This is a genomic window from Vibrio sp. M260121 (genome assembly GCF_036533715.1).
Taxonomy (GTDB): Bacteria; Pseudomonadota; Gammaproteobacteria; order Enterobacterales; family Vibrionaceae; genus Vibrio.
Genome location: NZ_JATABF010000011.1, coordinates 43,060 through 66,917, shown reverse-complemented (window position 1 = coordinate 66,917; position 23,858 = coordinate 43,060). Strand labels below are relative to the sequence as shown.

Here is a 23,858-nt window from a genome sequence, read left to right as displayed (position 1 = left end):
GGAGAAGTACTCATGCTAATGGATTCCGGCTACGACTCATACCAACAGGTCGATCTTGATGCGCAAGCAGCATCAGCCAACCCACACCAACTCGTCGTTATGTTGATCGATGGGTTACTCGATGAAATTGAACGTATTCGTGGCCACCTTGCCGCGAGCCGCCTAGAAGCAAAAGGCGTTAGCATTAACAAGTGCATGAACATCCTTATCGGCTTAAGCAGTGCGTTAGATGACGAAAACGGTGGCGAAATCGCGGAAAACTTACGTCAGCTCTATGACTTCTGCCAAGTCGAGTTGTATTACGCCAGCACACAGAACGACGCAGCACGTTTAGACAACGTAGAGCGCGTGATGGGTAACGTACGAGAAGGATGGATGAATTTTGGACAGCAAGCATAAAGTGTCGCCAGAGCGATTTCGCCACTTATCAAAACTGATCCAAATCGCGACTAAAACGGCCGATTGGCAAGCGCTTAAACGCTACGACTTACAGTTGCGTGAACTGCTGATCAGCCATAAGCCATTTTTGAAAGATCCGAAACTCGCACCGGAAATTCAGCGAGCAAAAGCCGTGCATGCGTGCGCGTTCACGGCATTGGAAAAAGCCACCAGCGAGCTAAAACAAGAGATGAATATGGTGAACGATCAACAAGAACGTGCCATGGCTTATCAGCTCGCGATGACGATGGAGCTCACGCAATGATGGTAACCAATTCAGTGCCTGCAAATGCGCCTTCTCAGTCGTCATCAGCTGGCAAAATCTCACAAGCGCGTTCAGAGCAAGGCTTTTCGCAAACCGATGCAACCTCGGTAAATCAACAGGGCCAAACCAACGCACCTCTTGTGGTTGCGGGGTTTCGTTTAAATGCACAAGCCTTACCGACGCAAGCTACCCCACCAGAAGCTGACACACAGGAACTCAACGCTGAAGTCAGCCCTGATGGCGCGTTACTGACTGCGGTTCCTGCTACCACGGATCTCGCCACTCAAGCGCAAGTCCTCATCCAAGGAATGAGCAAAACCGCGCTTAAGCAAGGCGAAACCGACCAACTTGCGCAAGTATCGGCAGGCCAGGTGTCTCAAAATACAAATGTCGGAAACCAAGCAAACCTAATGCTTAACGCCACAGTGCAAGAGAGCCAAAACGCCCCTCAAACCAGCTCAACGAGCACACTAAAGGTGTCGGCTTCGGACTTGCAAACTCTGCTTAATCAACCCGCTCAAGGGCAAGTACTAGTGACCAGCTCACAAGCGCAAACAACAGGAGCAGCGCCGCATTCGAACCCAACCTCACCACTGGCAGCGACTCAAGCTCAAGGTGCCGAATGGGCGGCCGTTCGCGTGGATACCAGCTCTGGTAGATGGGGCGAGCAGATGATGCAAGTACTGCAAGACCGCGTGACTTTGCAGGCTCAGCAAAACCTACAAGAAGCCAAGATCCGCCTCGACCCACCAGAACTGGGCAAGTTGGATTTGCTGGTACGCGTGGAAGGTGACCGCCTGAGCGTGCAAATCAACGCCAATACTGCTGCAACTCGTGAAGCCTTGATGCAAGTATCTGAGCGCCTTCGCACCGAGCTTCAAGAACAAAACTTTGTGCATGTAGATGTCAACGTAGGTTCGGACCAAGGTCAAGAAAGACAAGCACATGATGGTGCTCAAGAAGAGGCAAACATCTTCGCTGCGCGTGAAACCAACGCATTTCAAACACATACAACAACAAACTATTCAGAGCATTGGCTGAACACTCAAGCCTAATTAAACATCGAGGAAAAAGGTTATGACCAAACAACAAATGATCGCCCTGTTTATCGCCATGATCATCACCAGTGCCCTCGTTTCCGCTGCCACTGTGGTAGGCGGTATTTGGTACCTCAACAAAAGTTCGGTGTCTTCTTCATCAGAGTCGAGCGTGAGCACTTTCTTAGAAGATTCTCCGCTGGCTTTCCTGACTGCTGAGCAACCGACGACGAAAGGCCCAAGCTTTCATCCTTTAGACAAAGTGGTTCTGACCATCAAAGGCAAAAAGCAGACGCACTTTGTGATGCTTGAGCTTGCCGTGGAAACACGCCGTCCTGAACGCATGAAGAACATCGATGCTTACATGCCAATGGTACAAAACTCGCTGTTAAAACTGTTCAGTGACAAAACCTTTGATGAGCTTCAACAAACGGGCGCTATCGATATTCTGCAAAGCGAAGTGAAGGAAACCCTACTACTGGCCTTTGCAAAAACTGACATCGTTCGCGATATCGATGATGTTCTGCTGACCAAATACGTTGTGCAATAACGGAGCACAGCTATGTTGGAGATGAACTTACAGGAAAGTTATACCGCGACGGAGGAAGTGAATACTCCGTCTTGCCCAATTGATGAAAATGCCTTGCTGCAACGTCATCAAGTCATGGTCAAACGCGTGGTCAACCAGCTGCGCGTTCACGCGACCTCTCATTGCAGTATTGAAGACATGCAGCAAATTGGTTTGATAGCGCTTGTCGAAGCTGGACGTCGTTATGGGGATGTGGATGACCCACACTTCCCCGCTTTTGCGGTTTGTCGTGTTCGTGGCGCGATTTTGGACGAGCTTCGCCGTTTAGATTGGCGCTCTCGCAAAACCCGCCAACAAGCGCATGAGTTGAACGACGTAACCCGAGACCTCACTCGTGCGCTGGGCAGAATGCCGACCGATGCTGAAATCATCAAAGCGCTTGGCACTGACGAGCAAGACTTCTACAACCGTCAAAATGCAGCACTGGCGGGCGAAATGCAAAGCCTTGATCAACTGATGGAAACAGGTGGAGACAGCCACTTCGGCGGCCAATACGACGGTATGGAACATGAACACATTCGTCGTAGTTTAGACACCGCACTTGGCAAAATGTCGAAGCGCGATCAGCTCTTGCTCACCTTGTTCTATCAACACGAACTCAACCTCCATGAAATCGCGCTCGTGCTCGACCTGACACCACCTCGCATCTGTCAGTTGCACAAACAAGCGCTTAAACAACTCAACCAATTAATGTCCTCTTAGGAGTCACAAGATGCAAAAGTTTTTTGGAGCCATTACCGTCCTGATGTGTGTCTTCGGCGGGTACATGTGGGCAGGCGGTAACCTAGGTGCAATTTGGCAGCCAGCCGAGTTTTTGATCATCATCGGTGCGGCCGCAGGTTCACTGATCATTGGCAACCCGCCCCAAGTGTTAAAAGAAATGCGTCAGCAAGTACGTGCGACCATCTCTGGCCCGCGTCAAGAGTATGAGTACTACATGGAGCTGATGGCGCTGCTTAATAACCTACTCGAAACCGCACGCAGCCGCGGTTTTAAGTTTCTCGATTCGCACATTGAATCACCAGAGCAGAGCTCAATTTTCCTCGCTTATCCAAAAGTCAGTAACGATCATCGTCTAATTTCTTTCATTACCGACAATTTACGTTTAATGGCAATGGGACAAATGTCGCCTCATGAATTAGAGGGACTGTTAGAACAAGAAATCGAAGCGATTCAAACCGAGATGCTTTTGCCTTCACGCTCTATGCAGCGCACGGCAGAGGCTCTTCCTGGGTTCGGTATTCTTGCGGCAGTCGGTGGCATCATCATCACCATGCAAGCCATTGACGGCTCAATTGCACTGATTGGTTATCACGTTGCCGCCGCCCTCGTTGGTACATTCATTGGTATTTTCGGTTGTTACTGTTGTTTAGATCCACTCAGTAACGCCATGGCTCAACGAGTTAGACGAAACATGACGGCTTTCGAGTGTGTACGCGCCACTTTGGTTGCTTACGTAGCGAAGAAACCAACATTGCTCGCTATCGACGCTGGCCGTAAACACATTCAGTTAGACATCAAACCAACTTTCAACCAAATGGAGAAGTGGCTAGCTGAACAGGAGGGATAATGCAAAAACAAGAGCATGTGGTGTTCAAACGCGCGAAAGCACATAACCATGATGAGTTTCATGGTGGCGCGTGGAAGGTCGCGTTTGCCGACTTCATGATCGCGTTGATGGCGCTGTTTCTTGTCCTTTGGGTCATGCAAGTGGTCGACAAGGAAGAGCGCAAAGCCATTGTGGCGCACCTTCATAGTTCGAGCGTTTTTGATAAGAGTTACGGCAACCCTTTCGATACCTCACAAAGTATCTCTCCTATCGACTTGGCACAGGACTCTTCTGTGCCAAGTAAACACAACTCCAACCATGTCGTCAGCTCGTTCTTTCAAGGGGACGGCGATGGCCCAGAGATAGACTCACTTATCCCGGGCAATTTCGACACTCAAGAGCAACTTGCTCTGCTGGCTAAAGTAATTGATGAAGTCGTCGGGCAAATCAGTGCGCAGGGTAACGTTAATGTCACCATCACACCGCAAGGTCTGCGTATTGTTTTGCAAGATGACTACAAGCAGCACATGTTCAGCCGCGGCGGCGCTGAGTTGACCCCTTTCTTTGAAGACTTATTACTTGCGCTTGCTCCCGTGTTTGAACGCATCAGCAATCCATTGATCATCAGTGGTCATACTGATTCGACACCGTTCAAGAAGCGTTTTGGTCGACAATCAAACTGGGCGTTGTCTGCCTCTCGTGCTGATGTGGCAAGAAATACCTTGGTGGAAGGTGGCATGCCAGATGATCGCGTTATGCAAGTGACGGGAATGTCGGATCGGGCGTTACTGAACCCTGAAGAGCCCGACTCTAGCGAAAACCGTCGAATCGAGTTGTTTATTCTGACTACGCCAGCGGCACAAGTTTTGGAAACCTTCTTTGGCAATCAAGAAGGCAGTGAGTTACAAAAGGCCAAGCAACAAGCGGAATTTAATCAGCCCGTCATTAGGCAAGAAGTGATTCGTTACTCGGTCGAACCGAGCGATCAAAAAGCTCAGATTCAAGACCTCTAACCCCCTAAAAGGTCACCAGTTTCTACCCTCTGCGTGACCTTTTATTTCCAACGATAATATTGCTGAAATTTGTTTAGTTGAGTTCGATATGCCCGTACCCGCGCCCAATAAATCAAAAAATGACTCGCTTAAAAAAGCCTTTCTCTGGCTGATCATTTTCGACTACCTATTGTTGGCGTTTTTTCTCACTCAGCTATCAAGCCTCAATCTTAACAGCGGCACCATGATTAGCCTACTGCTCGTGGTTTATAATATCTTGCTGGTTTCGTTCTGCTACCAGCGTACCAGCAACCATGATTCTTACATCATCTATCCTGTACTTTCAGCGACGCTACTGGCGTTCGTCTGCTTCCTGTATTTTTTCTTTCTGGTGTAACTTCAAGCATGATGCGATTGCACTTTTGCCCATCCAGCAGAAACGCTAGCTTAGAGGCACCATTTGCACATTTTTAATCGAATGACTTTTTAGCGGCGTTGCACAGCTGGTGATGGTTCCAACCTCGATACGGCTGGTTTTTGAGTAGATAGCTAGCACGTCAAGACACGCTTCTTCATGCGCTTCTAGCGATGGGTTAGCTGTGATAAAAGAACGAATCTTGTCCACATAAACCGGATGCTCCGAGTACAAGTCTTCTAACTTCTTTCTACCGATGTAAGTGTGTTGGTTTTCACCACCAACGGGAAACAATACACCTTTCTGTCTACGTTCTAGCTGATAATTGCAATTGTTGCAGCTCTTTACTTGGGCCAGTGTTAGTGTGTTTTGGTCATCTTTAAATACTTTGATACTGGTTTGGGTTTGGTTAAGCGCAGCATTACTTTTGGTGTCTGCTTTGGAGTACTCCATCTCCCCTAACAAGCTAGCCTTTTTACTTATTAAGAAGGCTGTATCTAACCCCGAGGCACTGATGAGGTGGCTATCTAAGGGCGTCGCACTTGAGCAGCCATTAAGCATAGCTAGCCCAAAGGAAATGAATAATCCAAAGAGAAGAGTGAGTGGTTTTGATTTCATATCTGAATCCTTATTGAATCGGAGAAGTGATTCAAAAAGAATAAGGAAAGCAAAGAGTGATTAATTGTCATTGCATGCCTAAAGAAATCGACCAGAAATAAAAAACCCAGCGTCGAGGCTGGGTTTTCATTTAGGAGGCAAAGCCACCGGCTTTATTCAGCGTTCATTAGCTCATTTTCAGTCAGATAAGCTTCAATGATCTTCTCAGCTGATAGTTCAATATCTTCCAAGCAGGTATGACAACTTAGTACTGAGAACAACATAGTTTTCAGTCCTTTGTAACCCGAAGTAGAAGGGTAAAGCGTTCCTTCTTGCTGCAGTCGATGAACCACACGCGCCGTCAGTTCATTCCGATATGCCTCATCCCCTTCACCAAATTGCGCTGAGAAGCGATTAGACACCACATCATTCAAAATAGTAATGCCATCTACCGTTGAAAGTCTTTCTGCCATGTGTTGTGCCAGCAAAGTACAACGATCAACGTGCTCTTCAATGCCTTGTTTTCCTAGCGACTTAAACGCAGCGTACACAGGCACGCCGCGCGCACGTCGCGAAGCACCAATACCAAAGTTGATCGCATTACGATCAGGCTTGTCCATTGCATCATTGAGGTAGTCGCCCATATTGCTCCCCCCCATGGCTTGAGAAAGCAAGCCCGCATCTTTTACGATGACCATGCCTGAGTCATATGGCATGTTGAACCATTTATGGCCATCGGTATCAATCGAATCTACCCGCTCAATACCATCAAGCAGGTAACGATGTTTGGCACTTGCTGCTGCCCATAGACCAATCGCACCATCAACATGCAGCCACGCATTGCCATGAGCAGCGACGGCATCAGCCAAAGCGTGGAAAGGGTCGAAAGCACCAGAGTCGATACAACCTGCTTGCGCACAAACTAACGTTGGACCTTCCAGTGCGGTGATCGTTTCCATTAGATTGTCTGGAATGATGCGTAAATTGTCGTCGGTCGGCACCTTAACAATGTTTTCCAAACCGATGCCAATCATCGAAAGTGCTCGCTTAATCGTTGAGTGGATTTGGTCACTGACAACCACATTAATACGTGGTGCACCGTACATGCCTTGGTTGGCAACATCCCAACCAGCACGTAGCAAGAGCGCATTACGGGCTGTGATAAGACTGGTGTAAATTGCCTCCTGCGCGCCAGAGGTAAAGCCAATGCCACAGTTGGGAGCCAAACCAAGCAGTTGAGTCATCCACTCAGCGGCGGTCTCTTCAACCACTGATAGCGCAGGGCTAGCAACGTAGTACGGGACGTTTTGGTCCCACGCACTCACCAACCAATCTGCCGCCAAAGATGCAGGAAAAGAACTACCAATAGCATAACCAAAGAAACGCGGACCACCTGTTGCGATAAGACCTGCATCAACATTTTTTACCATCTCGTTAATCACAGTGGATGGATCTGTTGGTGTCGTTGGAAGTGTTCCCCCAATGGCCTTTCTTAACTCCTGAGACGTCACGCACTTGTCTACTGGTCGTTCATTTAGTGATTCTAAGTATTCAACAGCGTGCTCGAAGGACTGGGAAAGTGGTGAACGGTATTCGTGGAATCGATGGGACATATTCGTTTCTCTCTCTTTAGTTTCAATGCCCTTCATCTTATTGATCGAGAGAAATATAACTTGTCATCCTGTGCCATCAAATGGAACAAGTTGTGGCAATGATGAAACGCAGCACCTCAGGTTATTACTATGTCTGACGCGAAGAGTTAAGCTTTCGATAGGCTGAAGGGGTCATGCCCACTCTTCGACGAATAAATCGAGTAAAGTTTGCTGTATCGGTATAACCCAAAGAAGATGCGATAGCCGTGATAGACAGGCGAGAGTTTCTCAATAATTGCAGACTTCTCTCCAATAGCAGCTCTTCAACAATCTGACTATAGGTCACTCCTTCCTTGTGCAAGCGTCGTTGTAGAGTCCGCTTCGGAACCCCCAAAATACGTTCCGCATCGAGAATAGAAAGTCGGCCAACAGAGATATAAGGCTGAATTGCAAATCGAAACGAAGATAGAAAAGACTCTGGGACCTCACAAAGCGTAGCTGCCCTCTCCCGTCTTTGTTTTTTGGGCATAAAAATCGCTTTGTTAAGGATAGCATCATCAAGCTGAATACCGGTTGCAGCACGATTGGTATAAAACTGAATATGCAGGAGCTGCGGACAGGTGAAAAACGGCTCCATCTCAGTACTTTTCAAACTCACATTCATGGTTTTTTGACGAGAGTTTGAAAGTGCGGCGACCAGTTCATCCATAAAGATGATACTGAACACCTCCGCATACTTATACCACGGCTCGTTTTCTCCCTCTTTGTACCGCGCAAACCAAGTATGATGATGGTATCTCTCAAGACAAAATTGAGCATTGTTGGAGTATTTTCGGATGAATCGACAGAAGGCCTCAATGGCGTCAGCCACTGTCATGCTTGGTACGAGATGTAAGTTCTCCAATACCTTTGGTATATAGAGCTCTCGGCACTTAGTCCAAATCGTAAGGATAAAATCTTCTGTCGAGCAAGACTCTCCAAATGTCAAAATGAGATTTTTTAATGTCGTTTCAGGTAGGAACTCGAACTCTCTTTTTTGAACATCATCTGGGGCTCCGGTTACTTGAATCAATTGATGAGTATCAATATCAAGCTCTTTGAAAAGCTCACCTAAACCATGGGCACATGTCGCCCTGACTAACGGAACGCCCTTGAATGAACCCACCATCATCTTTCTCCTTACCACATTGAGTTTGGTTGGAAGGTAAAGAAAAGAAAGCGCCTTGTCTTGTCATTTGGCGACAATGAGATCATTGCGCTTTTTGTGGTTCTTCTTGGAGTAACTCGTTAGCTTTACTGCTCTCTTAATCGCGCTGATGCAGATATCACTAACGTATCAGAGCTGAGTTTCGCGACTTGGAAAAAGCCGCCTTTTGAGGAAAGTTGACTCGCATTGAGGTTATCTACATCCAACTTCTTAAACCAATAGGGAGCGAGTGAGCACTGTGCTGACCCTGTTGCGATATCCTCATTGATGCCGATTTTGGGCGCAAAGTAACGCAAAACATAATCGTTAGGCCCACTTTGAGCGGTGACCATCACAGCATGAAAGTCTCGGATTTGGCATAGGCGCTCAAAATCCGGCTGGTACTGTTTCACTTGCTGCTCAGACGCTAACACCACCACAAGATCTCGGGTAGTGACAACATCTAACACTTGCACACCAGATTGCTCTATGTTTAATAACTGTAAATCTAAACTGGCAGGAACAGGACTGGCATCCCATGCAGGCAAAGCCATTTGGTACTGAGTGCCATGCTTAGCAATGGTGATGTCCCCATAATTACTGTGCAACTTAACAGAGCGTTGGTTTAGATGAGCAATCAACGCCGCGCCAGCGCCCATACTGCCATGACCACACAAGTTGATTTCACTGGCCAAAGAAAACCAACGAATCCACCAACGCCCATCCACACAACAAAGGAATGAGGTGATAGGTTGGCCGATACTTTGAGTTATCTCCAACATCTCTGAGTCACTCAACCACTCAGACAAAAACACTACGCCACAAGGATTACCTTGCGCATCCTCAGAGCAGAATACATCATAAATTTGGGTATCGATAACTCACCTCATATCGCCATTCAAACATCAAATTGCTCGGTAATAGCAAACATCCCTAAACGATGGAAATGCTACTTTTACCTAACAGAAGGTGAAAATATCGTGCGACAAATCATTACGCAAGCACGCTCATATCATTAAGTGACCTTAAGCGACGATTTATCTCTGTAAAGGTATAAACTAAATGAGGGGAATGAAAAAGGAAGCCGTGAGGGCTCCCTTTGAAGGTGGTGTTTGAACTCTGAAGCGTTAAGTATCGAAGCTCAGATTAACGAATCATCAGATAAAAGATCACACCGGCCGTAAATCCCAATATAGCCAGAAGATGTTGAGTCGATGTTGAATTCCCTTTACTCTTCTTCTCTTTCAAATCACTTCGCGCTGCCATACTGACTCCTTGTCTTTGGCCTGTCTTTTAGTCACTGTAAAAATGCCTAGGCGAGAACATGCTCACTGATCATTTTGTTGAAAGAAACCAAGTCGAATGAGCCTCTGATCTCAAAGCGCACTCGGCCTACTTCACTTAGGAATAGTTCAATCTCGCAATCCAGATCAAGCGTACCAGATGTTTCAATCGAGAACGCATTGATCTTGCTGTATGGCAAAGAAGTGTAGTCGACTTTTGATCCCGTAATCCCTTGCACATTGGCTGCAATGACGCGCTTGTTGGTGAACACGACTTGGTCACGCACCGTTTTGAATCCTGCGAAAACGCTCTCTCCATCAATTAAGAATTTATGGAAATCCTCACGTACCTTTGAGGTTTCAATCGGCTTGAGTTTGAATATCGATGAGTTTTCGAAATCGATCATGGCGTTCCCTTAGAACATAAATAAAAACCTTCATCAATTAATAGCAAAGTCTCTACCACGAGCCTATTGATTTTGGTGACTTTTCTAACTCCATCTCGTTTTTGGTCATCACACCATGGTTATTTCCATCCTTGTCGCCATTGTTGCGTGTCTTTCAAATCATGCCAATCTAGCTCGCGTTCTCGCTTGGTCATAACCGCTTCAATCACGCATCTCACGACGTTGCCTTCTTCATCAAACTCCATTTCTGAAATGATGAAGTGCTTCTCTTTGTTTACAGGCTCGGTCGCAGTCCATTTGCTGCGAAGTAACTTTTTAGGGTGAACTCGATTCATAACGCTCTGCCATTCATAAGAAAAAGTTTGCTTTTCATACGTATAAATTAGCAAATGCAATCACATTCAATGTCGCTATTTTTTTCTTCAATATCGTGTTTTTTCTTATTGGTTTGATCTCTTTTTCTGATACTTCCTGTTACTTTGAGTGTTCAAACGAACACAACACAACACATCAAACAACGACAATGAAAAAAACAACACTTTTACTTGCTTCCGTAGCGCTGGCGCTTTCCGGCGTGGCTCAAGCCGATAAGCTGGAAGATATTCAAAAATCAGGCACGTTACGTGTCGGAACCACGGGCGACTACAAACCGTTTTCTTACTACGATGGCAAGACCTACTCTGGTTACGATATTGATGTCGCGAAGCACGTAGCAGCAGAACTTGGCGTAGAGCTAGAAATCGTTCGTACCACTTGGAAAGCGCTGCTTACCGATCTAAACCAAAACAAGTACGACATCGCCATGGGCGGTATTACCCGCAAAATGCAGCGCCAACTAAATGCAGAACAAACCCAAGGCTACATGACATTTGGTAAGTGCTTCTTAGTCGCGAAAGGCAAAGCTGAGCAATACAATACCCTAGATAAAGTAAACCAAGCCTCTGTGCGTGTAGGCGTGAATATTGGCGGTACAAACGAAGCCTTCGCCGATGCTAATTTACAAAAGGCCAGCTTTACTCGTTTCGAAAATAACTTAGACGTGCCGAAAGCCGTCGCAACAGGTAAAGTGGACGTGATGGTTACCGAGACACCTGAAGGTTTGTTTTACCAAGTTACAGATGAACGTTTAGAAGCCGCTCGTTGTGAAGACCCGTTCACCAAAGGTCAATTTGGCTACTTGATCCCGAAAGGTGAGCAGCGTTTGTTGAACACAGTGAACTTCATCATGAATGAAATGAAACTCAAAGGCATCGACGAGCAGCTTATGCACCATAACTCGCTCAAGTAACGGACTAAAGTCTAGGAAAGAACGAGCAAGTCAGTATTAAACCGGAAGCTCAGCAGCTTTGTATGGACTATTTTCAACAAGAGTTGCAAGGCGAATAGAAACAACAAAGGGGATATCACCATCCCCTTTTTCATCGGTTTGATTCACTGAGAGCGATTACATCACGCACTCTTTTGCGGCTTGTGCTTTCTCAATGCCCTCTTCAATCAGAGATTTGGTTTCCTCGCTGCCAATGGATGACATTACTTTGTCCATCACCTTATCCACTGTCGATTCAGAAGACGCCTCCACCAAACAAGCGTACGCATTGGCAATGTGTTCTTTTGCTTCAATTAAGGCCTGCGGATCACTGAAATCCACATTCATTGCTTCTTCAACCGATGCCGCTAACTCCTCTGCTGATTCAGCAGCGTCACCAAATTGATCAAGGTTGAATGCGTCTTCTACCGATTCCATCTGCTCTTGAACTGTATCAATCGCTTTGCTTGCGTCATCACAGCCGGCCAACGCCATTGCCAAAACCATTGTTGAGATTGTCTTTTTCATATTTGTTCTTCTAACAAGTAAATCGCTAATCATCACAATACGTGATTAGCCGATAGATTTTAATTCAAGAGTTGTAAGAAGAGGAAACAGAAACGTTTGAAAGCCCGAAAACAAAGCCGCTACAATGAGCGGCTTTTGCATTTGCTTTAATGTTTACTCAGGTGTTTAAGTAAACATTAAACCTGTCAGGCAATTCTTCCGTGGCTGATTGCCATCATTTCATCGTAGGTACGTTGCAATGCATCAAACGTCCATTCGAAGTAGACGCGACGTTCCATCAGCGGAGCAATTTGGTCTGCATCAAATGATTCGATCGTCAGATCAGAATACTCGACTTGCAGGCTGTTGCCGTCCGTACCCCAATCTTCGTACTCACGATTACCAATGAGATCGTAAAGGTTATTACTTAAGAAGCTGTATACCACTAAGAATGATTTTACTGCGTCTTCCGAAAAGTTAAGCATGCTCGCGACTTGCGCTACGTCATACGACTTTTCTTTATCACCTTGGTCAATATCAAGCCTCACCAATTGAGTTTCCCACGCTGCCAATTCACCGTAGGAATCCAAGACGTACTGGTTCAGTGCTTCGAACACCTGAAAAAAGTCTTGGATCATTGAGATGTATTTATCAGACATAACGTCCCTTATTGTATTTGGTGAACGGACGATCTTCGCCGCCGTGTTATTGCTCACCCTAGCCAGTGGTTGTTAAAAGTTAGACTACAAGTTGCAACACCGCATACTGTACTTGTAATTTTGTTGTCATTTTTGAGTGATCAGTCAATTAATAGCGTTGGCTCGTCGATTCCCATATAGTCACAAAGCTCTCGCTTAATTCGATGAAACTCTTGAATTGAAACAAAGTAATCGGCGTAATCTGTCTTCCCTTTTATACCAATATGAATCGACGTAAACGCTTGAATGGTCGAGATAACTTCAATGGTTTCATTCGCTAATGAGAACGTCATTACATGATCCATATTTAAGTAATGACCTGATTCGATTTTTAATGCTTTCGCCATCGTTGGGTCCTAATGTATCGAGATAAATTGATGCTGGGAGCAGCACTTTGAAATGAAGAGAGAAAAAGGTGCTTCATAGCAATGAGTATGCTGCTCAATTGACGTGAGCCTATCATAAGCACTCGCCTTCAAAATTAGATGTAAGACGCACTTTCACTCGGATTTACTTACAGATAAAACAGTTACAAAAATTCTGACTGCAGATTGACCAACAAAGAGAGACTAGATGTTGTTGGCCTTAAAAAAGAAAAGAGCCACTCTCTTGAATGGCTCTATCTCTCTACGTTAAAGGCTTTTTAATTTAGCGCAGCGCTCGGCCTTAAACCAACTTATAGCTTAGGCGCAGCTTCAAATTGCTTAAGGTCATCAGTAATCTCATTCCACGGTGCTTTAGAGCCCACAAAAATATGAAAGCTGGGTTTGTCACAAGGGGTATCATCAAGGATGCCTAGACGAACATTCACTATACCGTTGTTCTTCTTCGAGTAAAGGCTAGAGCCGCAGTGACGGCAGAATGAGAGTTCGGTATTGGCGCTCTTCTGATAGGTTTGGATGTGTTCCGTGCCCTCGATCACAATCAGTTTATCCAGTGCAACGCCACCTGCTGACGAGTAATCGGATCCGGTAAATTTACGGCATTCAGAGCAATGACAATTGCCCATGTATTTGAATTCATCCGCCACTTCGAGTTTTACCTTGCCACACAGACATGAGCCTTTGAGTACTTCCATTTTTTAGTCCTTCTCTTATTGGAATGACGACAACCATGTCAGTCCAATAAGACGAAATAAAGATAAGTAAATCAGGTTTGCAAAAATGGAACGAAAAATTGAGAGTCAACAGACAGATACAAGAAAGCCGAGCGTAATGCTCAGCTTTCTCTTTTTTTGTTCGGTCAATTTAGAACACGCAGTGCTTAGCAAAACCTGTTGCTTCGTTTGCCGTCCATTCACCTTTTGGTTTTTCTTTTAGGTCTTCACACCACTGCTCGCTACCGATGCCATCTTGCAGAACACAATGCTTCGCGAAATCAACTGCGTTGTCTGTTGTCCATTCTGTCTTTGGCTTTTCACGCATGTCTTTACACCAAGCTTCTGTACCTACTTCGTCAGAACATGCTGTTAGCGCTGTTGTCGCTAGCAGTAGCATTACCAGTTTTTTCATAAATTCAGGTTCCACTTTTAATTAATGAATGAACTATACCCAAAATATCACTGCTCGTGTTAAGCCAACGACAATTTATCGACTCTTGCTCCGTACAGGAGGCAAAATTCAGCAAATAGAATCTAACAGCATCGATAAGTCAGTGAATGTAAGTAATGAAGTTTAAAGACGACGAGCTTGAGTCAGTAGTCGAAGATTCGCAGAACCTGTACCAAAGCAAGCTAAACGTAACTCTAATGCCATTTGTTCAAAGTGGTCGACAACAGATTGCGTGCTGATTGTTGCAGCTTTCAATACCGCACCAGCTTGGCCAACAAGGTTAGCACCAAGGTGTATCGCTTTGGCGGCTTCTAAACCGTTATGCACGCCACCAGAGGCAATTAAAGGTAAGTTAGGGTATTGAGCGTGGATTTGCTCTAAACACTTAGCCGTAGGAATGCCCCAGTCACGGAACAATTCGGCTGCGCGCTGCATCTTGTTGTCTGTTTGGCAGTAACCTTCAACCGCAGACCAACTCGTGCCACCAGCGCCCGCAACATCAATCGCATCCACACCCGCTTCAACAAGTTGCTTGGCTACCGAACCACTGATGCCAAAGCCCACCTCTTTGATGATCATCGGGACTTCAATGCGCTGTTTTAGCTGCTCAATCGATTTAAGCACACCAATCCAATCATGGTCACCATTCTGCTGAAAAGCTTCTTGCATAGGGTTGAGATGCACAAATAAAGCGTCCGCTTGGATAAAGTCGACTGCACGTTGGGCGTTGTCGAGATGTTGTTTGTCTCTCAGTTGAGCGGCACCCAAGTTGGAATACAGAGGCACGCCTTTGGCGAGATCACGAATGGTTTTGCCCAAACCTGAATGAAGGCTATCTTCTAGGCTTACTCGCTGCGAGCCAACCCCCATCGCAATGCCCATTTCACAGGCCGCTTCCGCCAAACGACAGTTGATGATTTCTGCGTCTTTTGCGCCGCCCGTCATGGAACTGATTAAAAACGGTAGCGCCAATGAATGACCAAGAAACTCGCTAGAAAGATCGATAGCGTTAAAGTCACATTCAGGCAATGCGCAATGCTCAAATTCGACAGACTCAAAGCCCGCCGTTTTGCTTTTCATGTTCATGTCATGATGTAAAACAGCGTCTAAATGTAAGTCTTTTCGATTAGATTGCGGAGCCATAATGCCACCCTAAAGTAAAACAGTCGCGCAGTATTGCGATCCTTGTCATTGCCGTCAATGCGAAAATTCGGAAATTGAACAATTTATTTACCGAATCGAGCCTTGTGGGCTCTAGCCTTATGACTAAGGAATCATATTAAGGCGCAGCGTTTAAAACACTGCGCCTCACTGCTCTATTAAGCTTGGGTAACGATTAACAATGTTGCCACTCCGATGTGCCAAGAGTGGCAGTTCTAAATGTCATTTAGGCTATTGAGTCTCGACAGATTGAATAAGTGCCACCACCGTGCTGGTTGTAGGTGGTATGAACTGGTCCGGATCATCACAGAATTGAATTTTGCCTTTCTCTTCAACATGGAAAAGCGGAATCACCAAATTGTCTTTGTGGTGCTCAAGGTAATCTTGGTAGGTAAAACTCTCACTCAACTTCGTGTGTTTGATTTCTGCACCTTGGCTCAGCAAACTCGCCATTTGGGTATAACTGACATTGCCGCCCATCAGCAATTTGCCGTGATACTCTTCCGCAACCGAGTGTTTTTCATTGCCGTTGGATTTGGTTTTCTGCAGGCAATGTACTTTATCTTCGCCGAACTCGCCGACAAATTGCATACATGCCATGATATTGAAGTGTTGGTCTGGCGTCAGTGCCACCACTTGCCCAATGCCAATCAGATTCAGGTTTTCATCAGCATGGCTAGAAATCGGGTTACCGTAGTAATGGTCTAAGCCCAACATGCGAACTTGGCTAATGTAGTCCCAGTTTGAATCGGTGAGCAGAACTTTGCGATCGTATCTCGCCAGCGCTTTACCTATCTCTTGCGCGACTCGGTTTGCACCAATCAATAGGAAACCTCTTGGTGCAGGCTCAGCCACACCCAACGCTTTAGCCATAGGACGCGCCGTCGCACTTTGCAGCACCACCGTGCCGATGATCACCATGAAGGTCATTGGCACCAACAGCATGGCTTCTGAAATACCATATTCCGTAAGCTTGATAGCAAACAGAGATGAGATGGACGCCGCCACAATACCGCGCGGCGCAACCCACGAGAGGAACAGCTTATCTTTGAAGGTTAAGTTACTACGAATGGTTGAAGCGAAAATCGAAAGTGGACGCGACACCAACTGCATGAAAACAAACAGCAATACCGCACCGCTACCAAGCGCCGCGAAATCATCAAGACTGATGCGGGCCGCTAGGAAGATGAACAACCCAGTGATCAACAAAATGGTTAAGTGCTCTTTAAAGTGCAGGATTTGCTGAATATTGATGCCCTTGGCGTTCGCCAGCCACATGCCCATCACTGTAACAGTCAGTAGACCTGCTTCCGATTCCATTTGGTTAGAAATCGAGAACACACCGAGCACGACCATCAATACCGCGAAGGGCTGAAGATATTCCGGCAGCCAAGCTCTGCGCAAAACGGTAGACACCGCAGCACCAGAAGCAACACCGAGGATCAAGCCCACCGCAATGATGGTGCCGAACACTTCGACGCTATTAACGGCATTGTGCGAGACGATGAACTCGTACACCATCACCACAAACAACGCGCCCAATGGGTCGATCAATATACCTTCCCAACGCAGAATATTGGCTAATTTGGAACTTGGGCGCACGGTTCTCAGCAATGGCACGATCACCGTTGGGCCCGTAACGACGGTTAAACTGGCGAACAAAATCGCAAGCTCCCAAGTAAAACCAAGGAAATAGTGCGTCGCCACACTGGTTGCGACCCAAGAGATGATCGCGCCAACAGAAACAATGCTCCACACCGAGCCGCTCACGCCACGAATCTCTTTAAAGTTAAGGGTTAAACTGCCCTCAAACAGAATCACTGCTACGGCGAGAGAGACTAAGGGGAAGAGTAAATCCCCGAGAATGTCGTCTGGATTAAGCCATTGCAGGATCGGCCCAACAATGATCCCCGCCAACAGCAAGAACAGAATGGCAGGTAAGCGCATTCGCCACGCTAACCACTGACAACCTAAACCTATTACCCCAACCGCCGACAGCACCAGCGCTTCGTTGCCCACTTGCATTTATCATCACCTAATTTGTTATTGTTCTGGTGAGCTTTCACCCAAAACCGATTAACTCTTTAAAAAAGATTAGTTTAGTGTGGATGCTCCGCCAGTTTTCGTTCAAATATGCGACTCCATCTCAAATTTATTCGACGTTGTATGTAAAATTCTAGTTCTATATTCACTAACACATAAAAATACAATGGAATGTATGAGCCTAGAAGGCCACTAAAATCAATAAATTTGAAGGAAAACGTCGTTATAAGCAGAGCATTAAAAAATCAAAAGAATTTTATTTTTTACTTAAGTTACTCTTCAGGTTAGAACCACAATAAATCTGTTCGTTATATTATCCATAACTAATTGCTTTTCAAATATAATTCTCTTGTAGTTAACAGGTGGAAAGGTAACTAAAAAATTTAAAAATAAACTGTCGGAGCTTTCAAAAGATGCAAAAAAGAAGAAATCCAATCCAAAATTTGACTAAAAGCGCGGGGTTAGCGCTGAGCCTCATAATTTCTCAAGCAGCTACTGCACAACCAGCTGTTATGGAGCAGAGTCATTGCGTTAACTCTGGGCAAGAACCCAAACCACTTTCTCACCATCTCACACCTTTTAAACAAAAACTGGCTTCAAAAACTGGTGTTTATGTTCTAGAACAAGGTGCAGAAGCAATGATGTCACGAGCGTGGTTGACTGAGCGAGCAGAAAAAACTATTGATATTCAATACTTCATATTCTCCGTTGACAATGTTGGGTTGATCGCTACTGACTATTTGGTAAAAGCCGCTGAACGTGGCGTAAAAGTACGTGTTCTTGTCGACGATATTATGCTTGAAGCTGATGGTGAGGAACTCATATTTCTTGCTGCGCATGAGAATATTGAAATTAAAATTTATAACCCAAACGCCAATTTAGGTAAGAACATTGTGCAAAAGCTCGGAAACCTTGCTTTTGACTTTCATGGCTTCAATCAGAGAATGCACAATAAAGTTTTTATTGTTGATAACCAACTTGCCATCACCGGCGGTCGAAATATTGCTGATGAATACTTTGGATTTGATCACGAATTCAACTTTCGCGATCGTGACGTTTTTCTTGCAGGACAAGTAGTAAATACTATTAAAAAGTCTTTTGACGACTTTTGGCATTATGAGCTTAGTGTGCCCGTGGAAGATATTGTTGGCCAAAAGAGTGGCCAAGAAAAGCCTGATTACCTACCATTACATACCTACGCTTGTGATAGTGCAAACTTCCACCCAGAGATTCAAAGAGAAATAGCCAATGTTCCCAAAACATTTGAACGGCTATACCAAGAAGGAAGGTTTTTATGGCTAGATGACGTCGAGTACCTATCCGATGAGCCAGGAAAAAATGACAGAAGTACCTTTTTAGGTGGAGGTAGCCCAACTCAAAAAAGGCTCGCCGAGCTAGCAAAGACTGCAAAAGATACACTCTATATTCAATCACCATATTTAGTTACTACAGAACAAGACAGAGCATTACTTAAACATTTGGTCGATAAGGGTGTGGACATCAAAATTCTTACCAATAGCCTTGCCTCAAATGACAATCTGGAGGCATTTAGTGGCTATCAAAGAGATCGTGAGGCTCTACTGGAAACAGGTGTTGGTCTGTATGAATTTAGACCCGACGCCAAAATTCGCCAGAAAGTAATGACTGAACATATGTATAAAAAGTTGAAACATACGCCTATTTTCACACTCCATGCTAAAAGCATGACGATTGACGGCAAGACAGCAGTTATAGGTACCTATAACTTTGACCCAAGAAGTGCAAACTTAAATACAGAGAGCATTACCGTCATTCCTTCAACAACAATTACTCAGTTAATGAATAATTCCTTTTCTGAGGAAATTAAGCCCGAGAATGCTTGGAGAATTACCCAAGACTTTAATCCTGATGATAAAGAACCAATGATAAAAAGACTCAGAGTACTACTCAGGACAGTTGTTCCAAAAGATATATTGTAGATGAATCAACATCTTAAAAAGTCTTTCTCAAAAAGGCTTTTAACTCTTTAAAAAGATGAGTTTAGGGTGAATGCTCTACCAGTGTTCGTCCAAATATGCGACTCCATCTCAAAACTATCGTTCTCGGTTGTATATCGCGTTAGCTTGGCACACAGTGAACTAAGCTTAGCTAAGTTGCTCAAAGTTAAGGATTCTGAAACAAGGACAGGGAGTGCAGCAGTTGTTTATCTCATTAGCGGTTATCTTGGCGATTTTCGCCATGCTCATCACGTTGAAAGCTGTCAGTCGAATATCGAAGCTAGAGGACGACGTGTCTCAGCTTCATAAAGAGCAGGAAGAGCTTCGTGCGCGTTGGTTTGAGAAAGGCGCATCGCCGACTTTTAAACCTGAGCAACACGATGACCCTCAGTCACAACATGTTCCAATGCCAACTGAAAACGCTACACAACCCAATAAACCAACGCCTGCACCGGAGTCTAAGTCGGAAGTTACGCCTCTAACAGCGAAACAAACGCCACAGCCAATTCTTGAACCGAGCCTCCCTTCAGCCGATGAAGTTCATATCGGTGAGCTGGCGGAGAGCAGTGAATCCGTGTTCGAGAAACAAGCCAATAAACTGCTGACCAACATCCAAGAAAACTGGTTGGTTTGGGTTGGCGCGCTCGCCATGTTGATTGGTGGTGGTTACCTTGTACAAGTGATTGGCAGTCACATTGAGTTTTCACCAATCATGCGCGTGACCATCGCATTCTCCATCTCTCTTGCTACCTTGATAGCAGGTGAATGGTTCCATCGCCGCGAGCAGAAATCCCCAGACCGAGCAGAACGAGCGAAAGGCTTTACTTACGTCCCTGCCGCTATTACCGGAACAGGGTTAACTGGTATCTACTGCACGGTGATCTTTGCGTTTGTCTTCTATCAACTCTTATCGCCAAGTGCATCACTGGTAATTTTGGCAGGCGCGGCATTTTCGAGCTTAGCGCTTTCTCTACGCCAAGGGCCTTTGATGGCCGTGCTCGGCTTAATCGGTGGTTATTCAGCACCACTTTGGATTGGCGGTGCAGAACCTAACTATTACTTACTCGCGGGCTACATCACTGCAATTTCAGTTGCTGCAACACTGCTGATGCAAAAGATCCGACACGCTTGGATTTCACCCTCGATTACCGTGCCGCATGTTTTGTGGATGTTGTTGCTGATAGAGAGCATGCCAATAGAACAACTCTTCTCATGGCTTTCGATCTTCCTTTCTCTGAGTTTGTACCTGCTGTTTGCGGTGCCAAGAATGGGTTGGATGCTCAAACCGCGTTATCGTCATTGCCAAGGCAGATGGACACATCCACCGACAGGTATTGCTCTCGCGATGACATTATTAGTGCTGTCGGCATTAGCTCGCATGTCTAGCATTGATACCGCAGAGATGATTTACTTCTATGCCTTCTTTACTGCCATGATTTGGCTACCCGCCCTTCGTAAAACTTGGTCGTTAAGAGTCTATTTACCATCGATATTGGTGCCTTCTACCGCGATCATGCTGCTTTCTATTGCGCTTGAATCTATCTACATGGCTGAAGGACAAACGCCAGTACTGGTCGCGCTCGGCATTAGTATTGTTTTGATTGCACTACGAACATTATTCCAGACACTCGCAGGTGACCGCTCTCAACTGACAGGCATTCTCTTCCTTGTGCTTGCCCCTGCAATGACCTTGATTACCCTGCTCTACACCTACGAGTTCATGAGCAGTCATGTTTTAGGTTGGACACTCTTCACCGCTGCAATTGCGGTTTACTACGCCTTACTTGGACAAAGGTTCAAAGCGCTGGCACTGGAATGCTCCGCCATCATGCATGCCATTATTGCCGGAACGGCTTTCGTTTGGCTGAATGACACATGGCTCACGACAGCTATTTCGATTCAAGTGGCGGTTATGGCGTTGCAGACTCAAGCCAATGTTTTCCGCCCAGCGAGTTGGGCAGTCAAAGTCGCCATGGGCATCTTAGTCGTACGTCTGACACTGTTACCGTTTATTCCAGAGTGGCAACCCGTCAATGCAGGACACTGGGCTTGGGTGCTGATCAGTTACCTGCCGTCGTTGGCGATTCTTGCTTACGCTCGCACTGTGTTACATCGCTCAGATACAGAGCTCGCCAATTGGTTTGAAGGGGCGTTCTTACACGTTTTCTTGATGGCGGTGTTCACCCAAACCAACTACTGGCTCACAGGGCAATACGGTTACCTAGGCTACATCGATTTCACTTCGGCGATTGTGTTTGCTAACCAAGCGTTAGTGATGGGGTTGGTTTATAGCTATCGCAGCCAATTTGCGCAGCAACTAGAACGCGTCTATCAAGCATACAGCTATCTACTTTGGGGCGCTTTTGTTGTGCTGATGATGTTGCTCAATAGCCTTGAATCACCGTTGATGGTCAATAATGTTTCCGCTGAATCCATGCCTGTGTTCAACATGCTGTCTCTTGGCTGGTTGCTGCCTGCGATTGTTTTGCTAGTAACCACTTACAAGCGTTGGAACACATTGCAGGTCCCTCGCCCTGTGGTCGCCAGCTTTGGTCTTATCTTGGCAGCCATTTGGCTAGGTATGTCGATTCGCCAGTTCTGGCAACCTATCTCGATGACGCTAGCTCAGCCAACTGGCATGGCAGAGCTGTTTACTTACTCGATTGCTGGTTTGATTGTCGGCGGATTACTGACTTGGGTTGGCGCAACCCGCAAAGCGATGACGATTCAACGCATTGGTTTAGCCGTGTTGGCGTGCGTCGCACTTAAGGTGTTCTTGTGGGATGTCCGCTCATTGGATGGCTTCTGGCGTGCGATCAGTTTCTTGGGCCTAGGTGCATCACTGATTGGATTAGGATGGTTATTTCAAAAACTCCATCGTTCGGTCGCAGAGCCTGTCGAGCACGCGGAATAGGGTTTGAGCTTAGAAAGAGATTCCCGACGTCGCTCCTTCGTCGCTCTCGAGAATGACCCAGAAGAGTATTGAGCGGTTGACGAATTCTAAGGCGGAATGCGTGACTGACGAAGTTCATAGAACTCAATATCCAAAGATCGTCATTCCAGAACTGAGGAACGAAGTGTCTGGAATCTCTCTTTTAATCGCGAACTAGAAAGGTGATTCCCAACTCTATTCTGGGTTACGCAACCACTAGTGAATTGAGAAGGGAATCTTGGAGTGTTCTTAAAGCGCTATTTCAACTGGTGTCTATTTCAAATAAAGAATTATTTCAACAGCGCCACAACCGTATGACGACGAACATTCGCTTGCGCATTCAGTGCTTGGAATGTCGAGCTAAACTGACCGGAAGTGGCCATAAAGCCATCGAGTTTCGCATTGACATCAGCAGCACTTAACTGCTTGGATTGGCTCTGCACAGTGCGCATTTGTGAGTTCAACTCACCGTGAAACGCTTTGGCTTCTTCCAAGCTGGTTTGCACTTGTCTTATGTGCTGATTCACTTTGGCGATGGTTTGCTTGATGCCATCACGAGAGCCTAAATCAAAGCTCAACTCAGCGATGCCATCCGGTTCTGATTTTAGGTTCAGAACATTCGCTTGCCCTGCAGGAAAACGATGACCTTCGCCCGTCACTAGCACCTTTTGCTGCATTTGTTGATATGCCGTATCACGCGCTTCAAACAAAATGGTGCCGTCTTCTGCCAGTGAAGCTCGCATGCCCATCGCAATCAAACTGCGGTCGAGCATTTTCACGGTGCGCGCACCATCGGCTTGACCATCAAATTGGATCATCACCGATTGACCTTGCGGAAAGTCTAAACGGATTTGCTCGGCTTTCTCACTCAAACGATGCACGTTCAAACCGGGGATGGAGAAACGCCGAATATCCGCTTTATCTAGTTTGAGGTGAAGTTCATTATCAATCACTTTCTGACCGTCAAAGCGTGCCTGTTCAACCACTTGTTGAATCGACGCTTTAGAACGTACTAGCCCTTCTTGCAAACCGGGAACATTCTGCACGCCTTGATTGACAGCTTGGGTCAAACCTCGCTTGATTTGAGTCAGCTCTTTACCGATCACTTGCAACGACTTAGAGGCGATTTGCACCGCAGTTGCTTGTTGCTGGCCTTGAGTAAGCTGAATACCGGAAACGGAATAGGCTGACGCGGTGTCAGCCTGAACTTGCGTAGGACGCGGCTTAATCGCACTGCTCGAATCCGCTGAGCGGGTTGGCATGATAGAGGCTTGTTCTTGCCCACCTAAGCGTATGCTGTGGGGTCTTACCTCTACTGTGCTCATCACCATACAA

At 46.0% G+C, this 23,858-nt stretch carries 25 protein-coding genes; 11 read left to right on the top strand and 14 right to left on the bottom strand.

The features are described 5' to 3' along the window. Positions 1–12: 12 nt before the first annotated feature. The 8 genes from fliS to QTO06_RS08740 all read left to right on the top strand — a co-directional run bounded on the left by fliS (position 13) and on the right by QTO06_RS08740 (position 5,267). A complete protein-coding gene (gene fliS / locus QTO06_RS08775) occupies positions 13–399 on the top strand; it encodes a flagellar export chaperone FliS (RefSeq protein WP_331407464.1) in 387 nt (128 codons plus the stop codon). Further along, the gene (locus QTO06_RS08770; protein ID WP_009705006.1) at positions 383–703 is read left to right on the top strand and encodes a hypothetical protein; all 321 of its coding nucleotides are present in this window, start codon (positions 383–385) and stop codon (positions 701–703) included. The genes fliS and QTO06_RS08770 overlap by 17 nt, the downstream gene beginning before the upstream one ends. Further along, a complete protein-coding gene (locus QTO06_RS08765; RefSeq protein WP_199454007.1) occupies positions 700–1,758 on the top strand; it encodes a flagellar hook-length control protein FliK in 1,059 nt (352 codons plus the stop codon). The genes QTO06_RS08770 and QTO06_RS08765 overlap by 4 nt, the downstream gene beginning before the upstream one ends. Before the next feature lie 22 nt (positions 1,759–1,780). Further along, the gene (locus tag QTO06_RS08760; protein WP_331407462.1) at positions 1,781–2,290 is read left to right on the top strand and encodes a flagellar basal body-associated FliL family protein; all 510 of its coding nucleotides are present in this window, start codon (positions 1,781–1,783) and stop codon (positions 2,288–2,290) included. 12 nt (positions 2,291–2,302) lie between these two features. Beyond that, positions 2,303–3,031, top strand: a complete 729-nt coding sequence (locus QTO06_RS08755; protein WP_331407461.1) for a FliA/WhiG family RNA polymerase sigma factor — start codon at positions 2,303–2,305, stop codon at positions 3,029–3,031. A 10-nt stretch (positions 3,032–3,041) separates the two neighbouring features. After that, positions 3,042–3,899, top strand: a complete 858-nt coding sequence (gene motA / locus QTO06_RS08750; protein WP_331407460.1) for a flagellar motor stator protein MotA — start codon at positions 3,042–3,044, stop codon at positions 3,897–3,899. Next, a complete protein-coding gene (locus tag QTO06_RS08745; RefSeq protein ID WP_005435951.1) occupies positions 3,899–4,891 on the top strand; it encodes a flagellar motor protein MotB in 993 nt (330 codons plus the stop codon). The genes motA and QTO06_RS08745 overlap by 1 nt, the downstream gene beginning before the upstream one ends. 88 nt (positions 4,892–4,979) lie before the next feature. Then, positions 4,980–5,267 (top strand): hypothetical protein, encoded by a 288-nt coding sequence (locus QTO06_RS08740; protein ID WP_331407459.1) that lies wholly within the window; start codon positions 4,980–4,982, stop codon positions 5,265–5,267. A gap of 45 nt (positions 5,268–5,312) precedes the next feature. Here the strand turns inward: QTO06_RS08740 and QTO06_RS08735 are convergent, their stop codons facing one another. From QTO06_RS08735 to QTO06_RS08710, 6 genes are all read right to left on the bottom strand, one after another. Then, complete coding sequence (locus QTO06_RS08735) at positions 5,313–5,903, bottom strand: hypothetical protein (protein WP_079401918.1); 591 nt, start codon at positions 5,901–5,903, stop codon at positions 5,313–5,315. 152 nt (positions 5,904–6,055) lie between these two features. After that, entirely contained in the window at positions 6,056–7,495 is a 1,440-nt protein-coding gene (locus QTO06_RS08730; protein ID WP_331407458.1) for a pyridoxal phosphate-dependent decarboxylase family protein, read from the bottom strand. A 127-nt stretch (positions 7,496–7,622) separates the two neighbouring features. After that, positions 7,623–8,645 (bottom strand): helix-turn-helix domain-containing protein, encoded by a 1,023-nt coding sequence (locus QTO06_RS08725; protein ID WP_331407457.1) that lies wholly within the window; start codon positions 8,643–8,645, stop codon positions 7,623–7,625. Positions 8,646–8,767: 122 nt separating this feature from the next. After that, positions 8,768–9,526 carry a PhzF family phenazine biosynthesis protein gene (locus QTO06_RS08720; RefSeq protein ID WP_077263401.1) on the bottom strand — a complete coding sequence of 253 codons (759 nt, stop codon included), beginning with the start codon at positions 9,524–9,526 and terminating at the stop codon, positions 8,768–8,770. 446 nt (positions 9,527–9,972) lie between these two features. Further along, complete coding sequence (locus QTO06_RS08715; RefSeq protein ID WP_331407456.1) at positions 9,973–10,350, bottom strand: PH domain-containing protein; 378 nt, start codon at positions 10,348–10,350, stop codon at positions 9,973–9,975. Between the two features lie 119 nt (positions 10,351–10,469). Then, complete coding sequence (locus tag QTO06_RS08710) at positions 10,470–10,685, bottom strand: TIGR02450 family Trp-rich protein (protein WP_005435943.1); 216 nt, start codon at positions 10,683–10,685, stop codon at positions 10,470–10,472. A gap of 188 nt (positions 10,686–10,873) precedes the next feature. Between QTO06_RS08710 and QTO06_RS08705 the strand changes: the two genes are divergently transcribed. Further along, positions 10,874–11,638 carry a transporter substrate-binding domain-containing protein gene (locus QTO06_RS08705; protein ID WP_331407455.1) on the top strand — a complete coding sequence of 255 codons (765 nt, stop codon included), beginning with the start codon at positions 10,874–10,876 and terminating at the stop codon, positions 11,636–11,638. A gap of 156 nt (positions 11,639–11,794) precedes the next feature. On the opposite strand, the gene QTO06_RS08700 is transcribed toward QTO06_RS08705, so the two are convergent. The 7 genes from QTO06_RS08700 to QTO06_RS08670 form a co-directional block, all read right to left on the bottom strand. Continuing rightward, on the bottom strand, positions 11,795–12,184 hold the full coding sequence (locus tag QTO06_RS08700; RefSeq protein WP_331407454.1) for a hypothetical protein: 390 nt from the start codon (positions 12,182–12,184) through the stop codon (positions 11,795–11,797). A gap of 185 nt (positions 12,185–12,369) precedes the next feature. Continuing rightward, the gene (locus QTO06_RS08695; protein ID WP_331407453.1) at positions 12,370–12,822 is read right to left on the bottom strand and encodes a hypothetical protein; all 453 of its coding nucleotides are present in this window, start codon (positions 12,820–12,822) and stop codon (positions 12,370–12,372) included. 140 nt (positions 12,823–12,962) lie between these two features. Next, entirely contained in the window at positions 12,963–13,208 is a 246-nt protein-coding gene (locus QTO06_RS08690) for a hypothetical protein (protein WP_331407452.1), read from the bottom strand. 329 nt (positions 13,209–13,537) lie between these two features. Beyond that, the gene (locus QTO06_RS08685; protein ID WP_331407451.1) at positions 13,538–13,939 is read right to left on the bottom strand and encodes a GFA family protein; all 402 of its coding nucleotides are present in this window, start codon (positions 13,937–13,939) and stop codon (positions 13,538–13,540) included. Between the two features lie 169 nt (positions 13,940–14,108). After that, positions 14,109–14,372, bottom strand: coding sequence for a DUF3012 domain-containing protein (locus QTO06_RS08680; protein WP_051117415.1), 264 nt, complete (start codon positions 14,370–14,372; stop codon positions 14,109–14,111). A gap of 162 nt (positions 14,373–14,534) precedes the next feature. Beyond that, entirely contained in the window at positions 14,535–15,554 is a 1,020-nt protein-coding gene (gene fni, locus QTO06_RS08675) for a type 2 isopentenyl-diphosphate Delta-isomerase (protein WP_331407450.1), read from the bottom strand. Between the two features lie 249 nt (positions 15,555–15,803). Then, the gene (locus tag QTO06_RS08670; protein ID WP_331407449.1) at positions 15,804–17,597 is read right to left on the bottom strand and encodes a cation:proton antiporter; all 1,794 of its coding nucleotides are present in this window, start codon (positions 17,595–17,597) and stop codon (positions 15,804–15,806) included. 431 nt (positions 17,598–18,028) lie between these two features. Here QTO06_RS08670 and QTO06_RS08665 point away from each other — a divergent pair, with 431 nt between their 5' ends. Both QTO06_RS08665 and QTO06_RS08660 read left to right on the top strand, forming a co-directional pair. Further along, positions 18,029–19,573 (top strand): phospholipase D family protein, encoded by a 1,545-nt coding sequence (locus tag QTO06_RS08665; RefSeq protein WP_331407448.1) that lies wholly within the window; start codon positions 18,029–18,031, stop codon positions 19,571–19,573. A gap of 211 nt (positions 19,574–19,784) precedes the next feature. Further along, positions 19,785–22,505 (top strand): DUF2339 domain-containing protein, encoded by a 2,721-nt coding sequence (locus QTO06_RS08660; RefSeq protein WP_331407447.1) that lies wholly within the window; start codon positions 19,785–19,787, stop codon positions 22,503–22,505. A 308-nt stretch (positions 22,506–22,813) separates the two neighbouring features. Here QTO06_RS08660 and QTO06_RS08655 read toward each other — a convergent pair whose 3' ends face one another. Beyond that, a complete protein-coding gene (locus QTO06_RS08655) occupies positions 22,814–23,854 on the bottom strand; it encodes a flagellin (RefSeq protein ID WP_038895884.1) in 1,041 nt (346 codons plus the stop codon). Positions 23,855–23,858 lie beyond the last annotated feature (4 nt).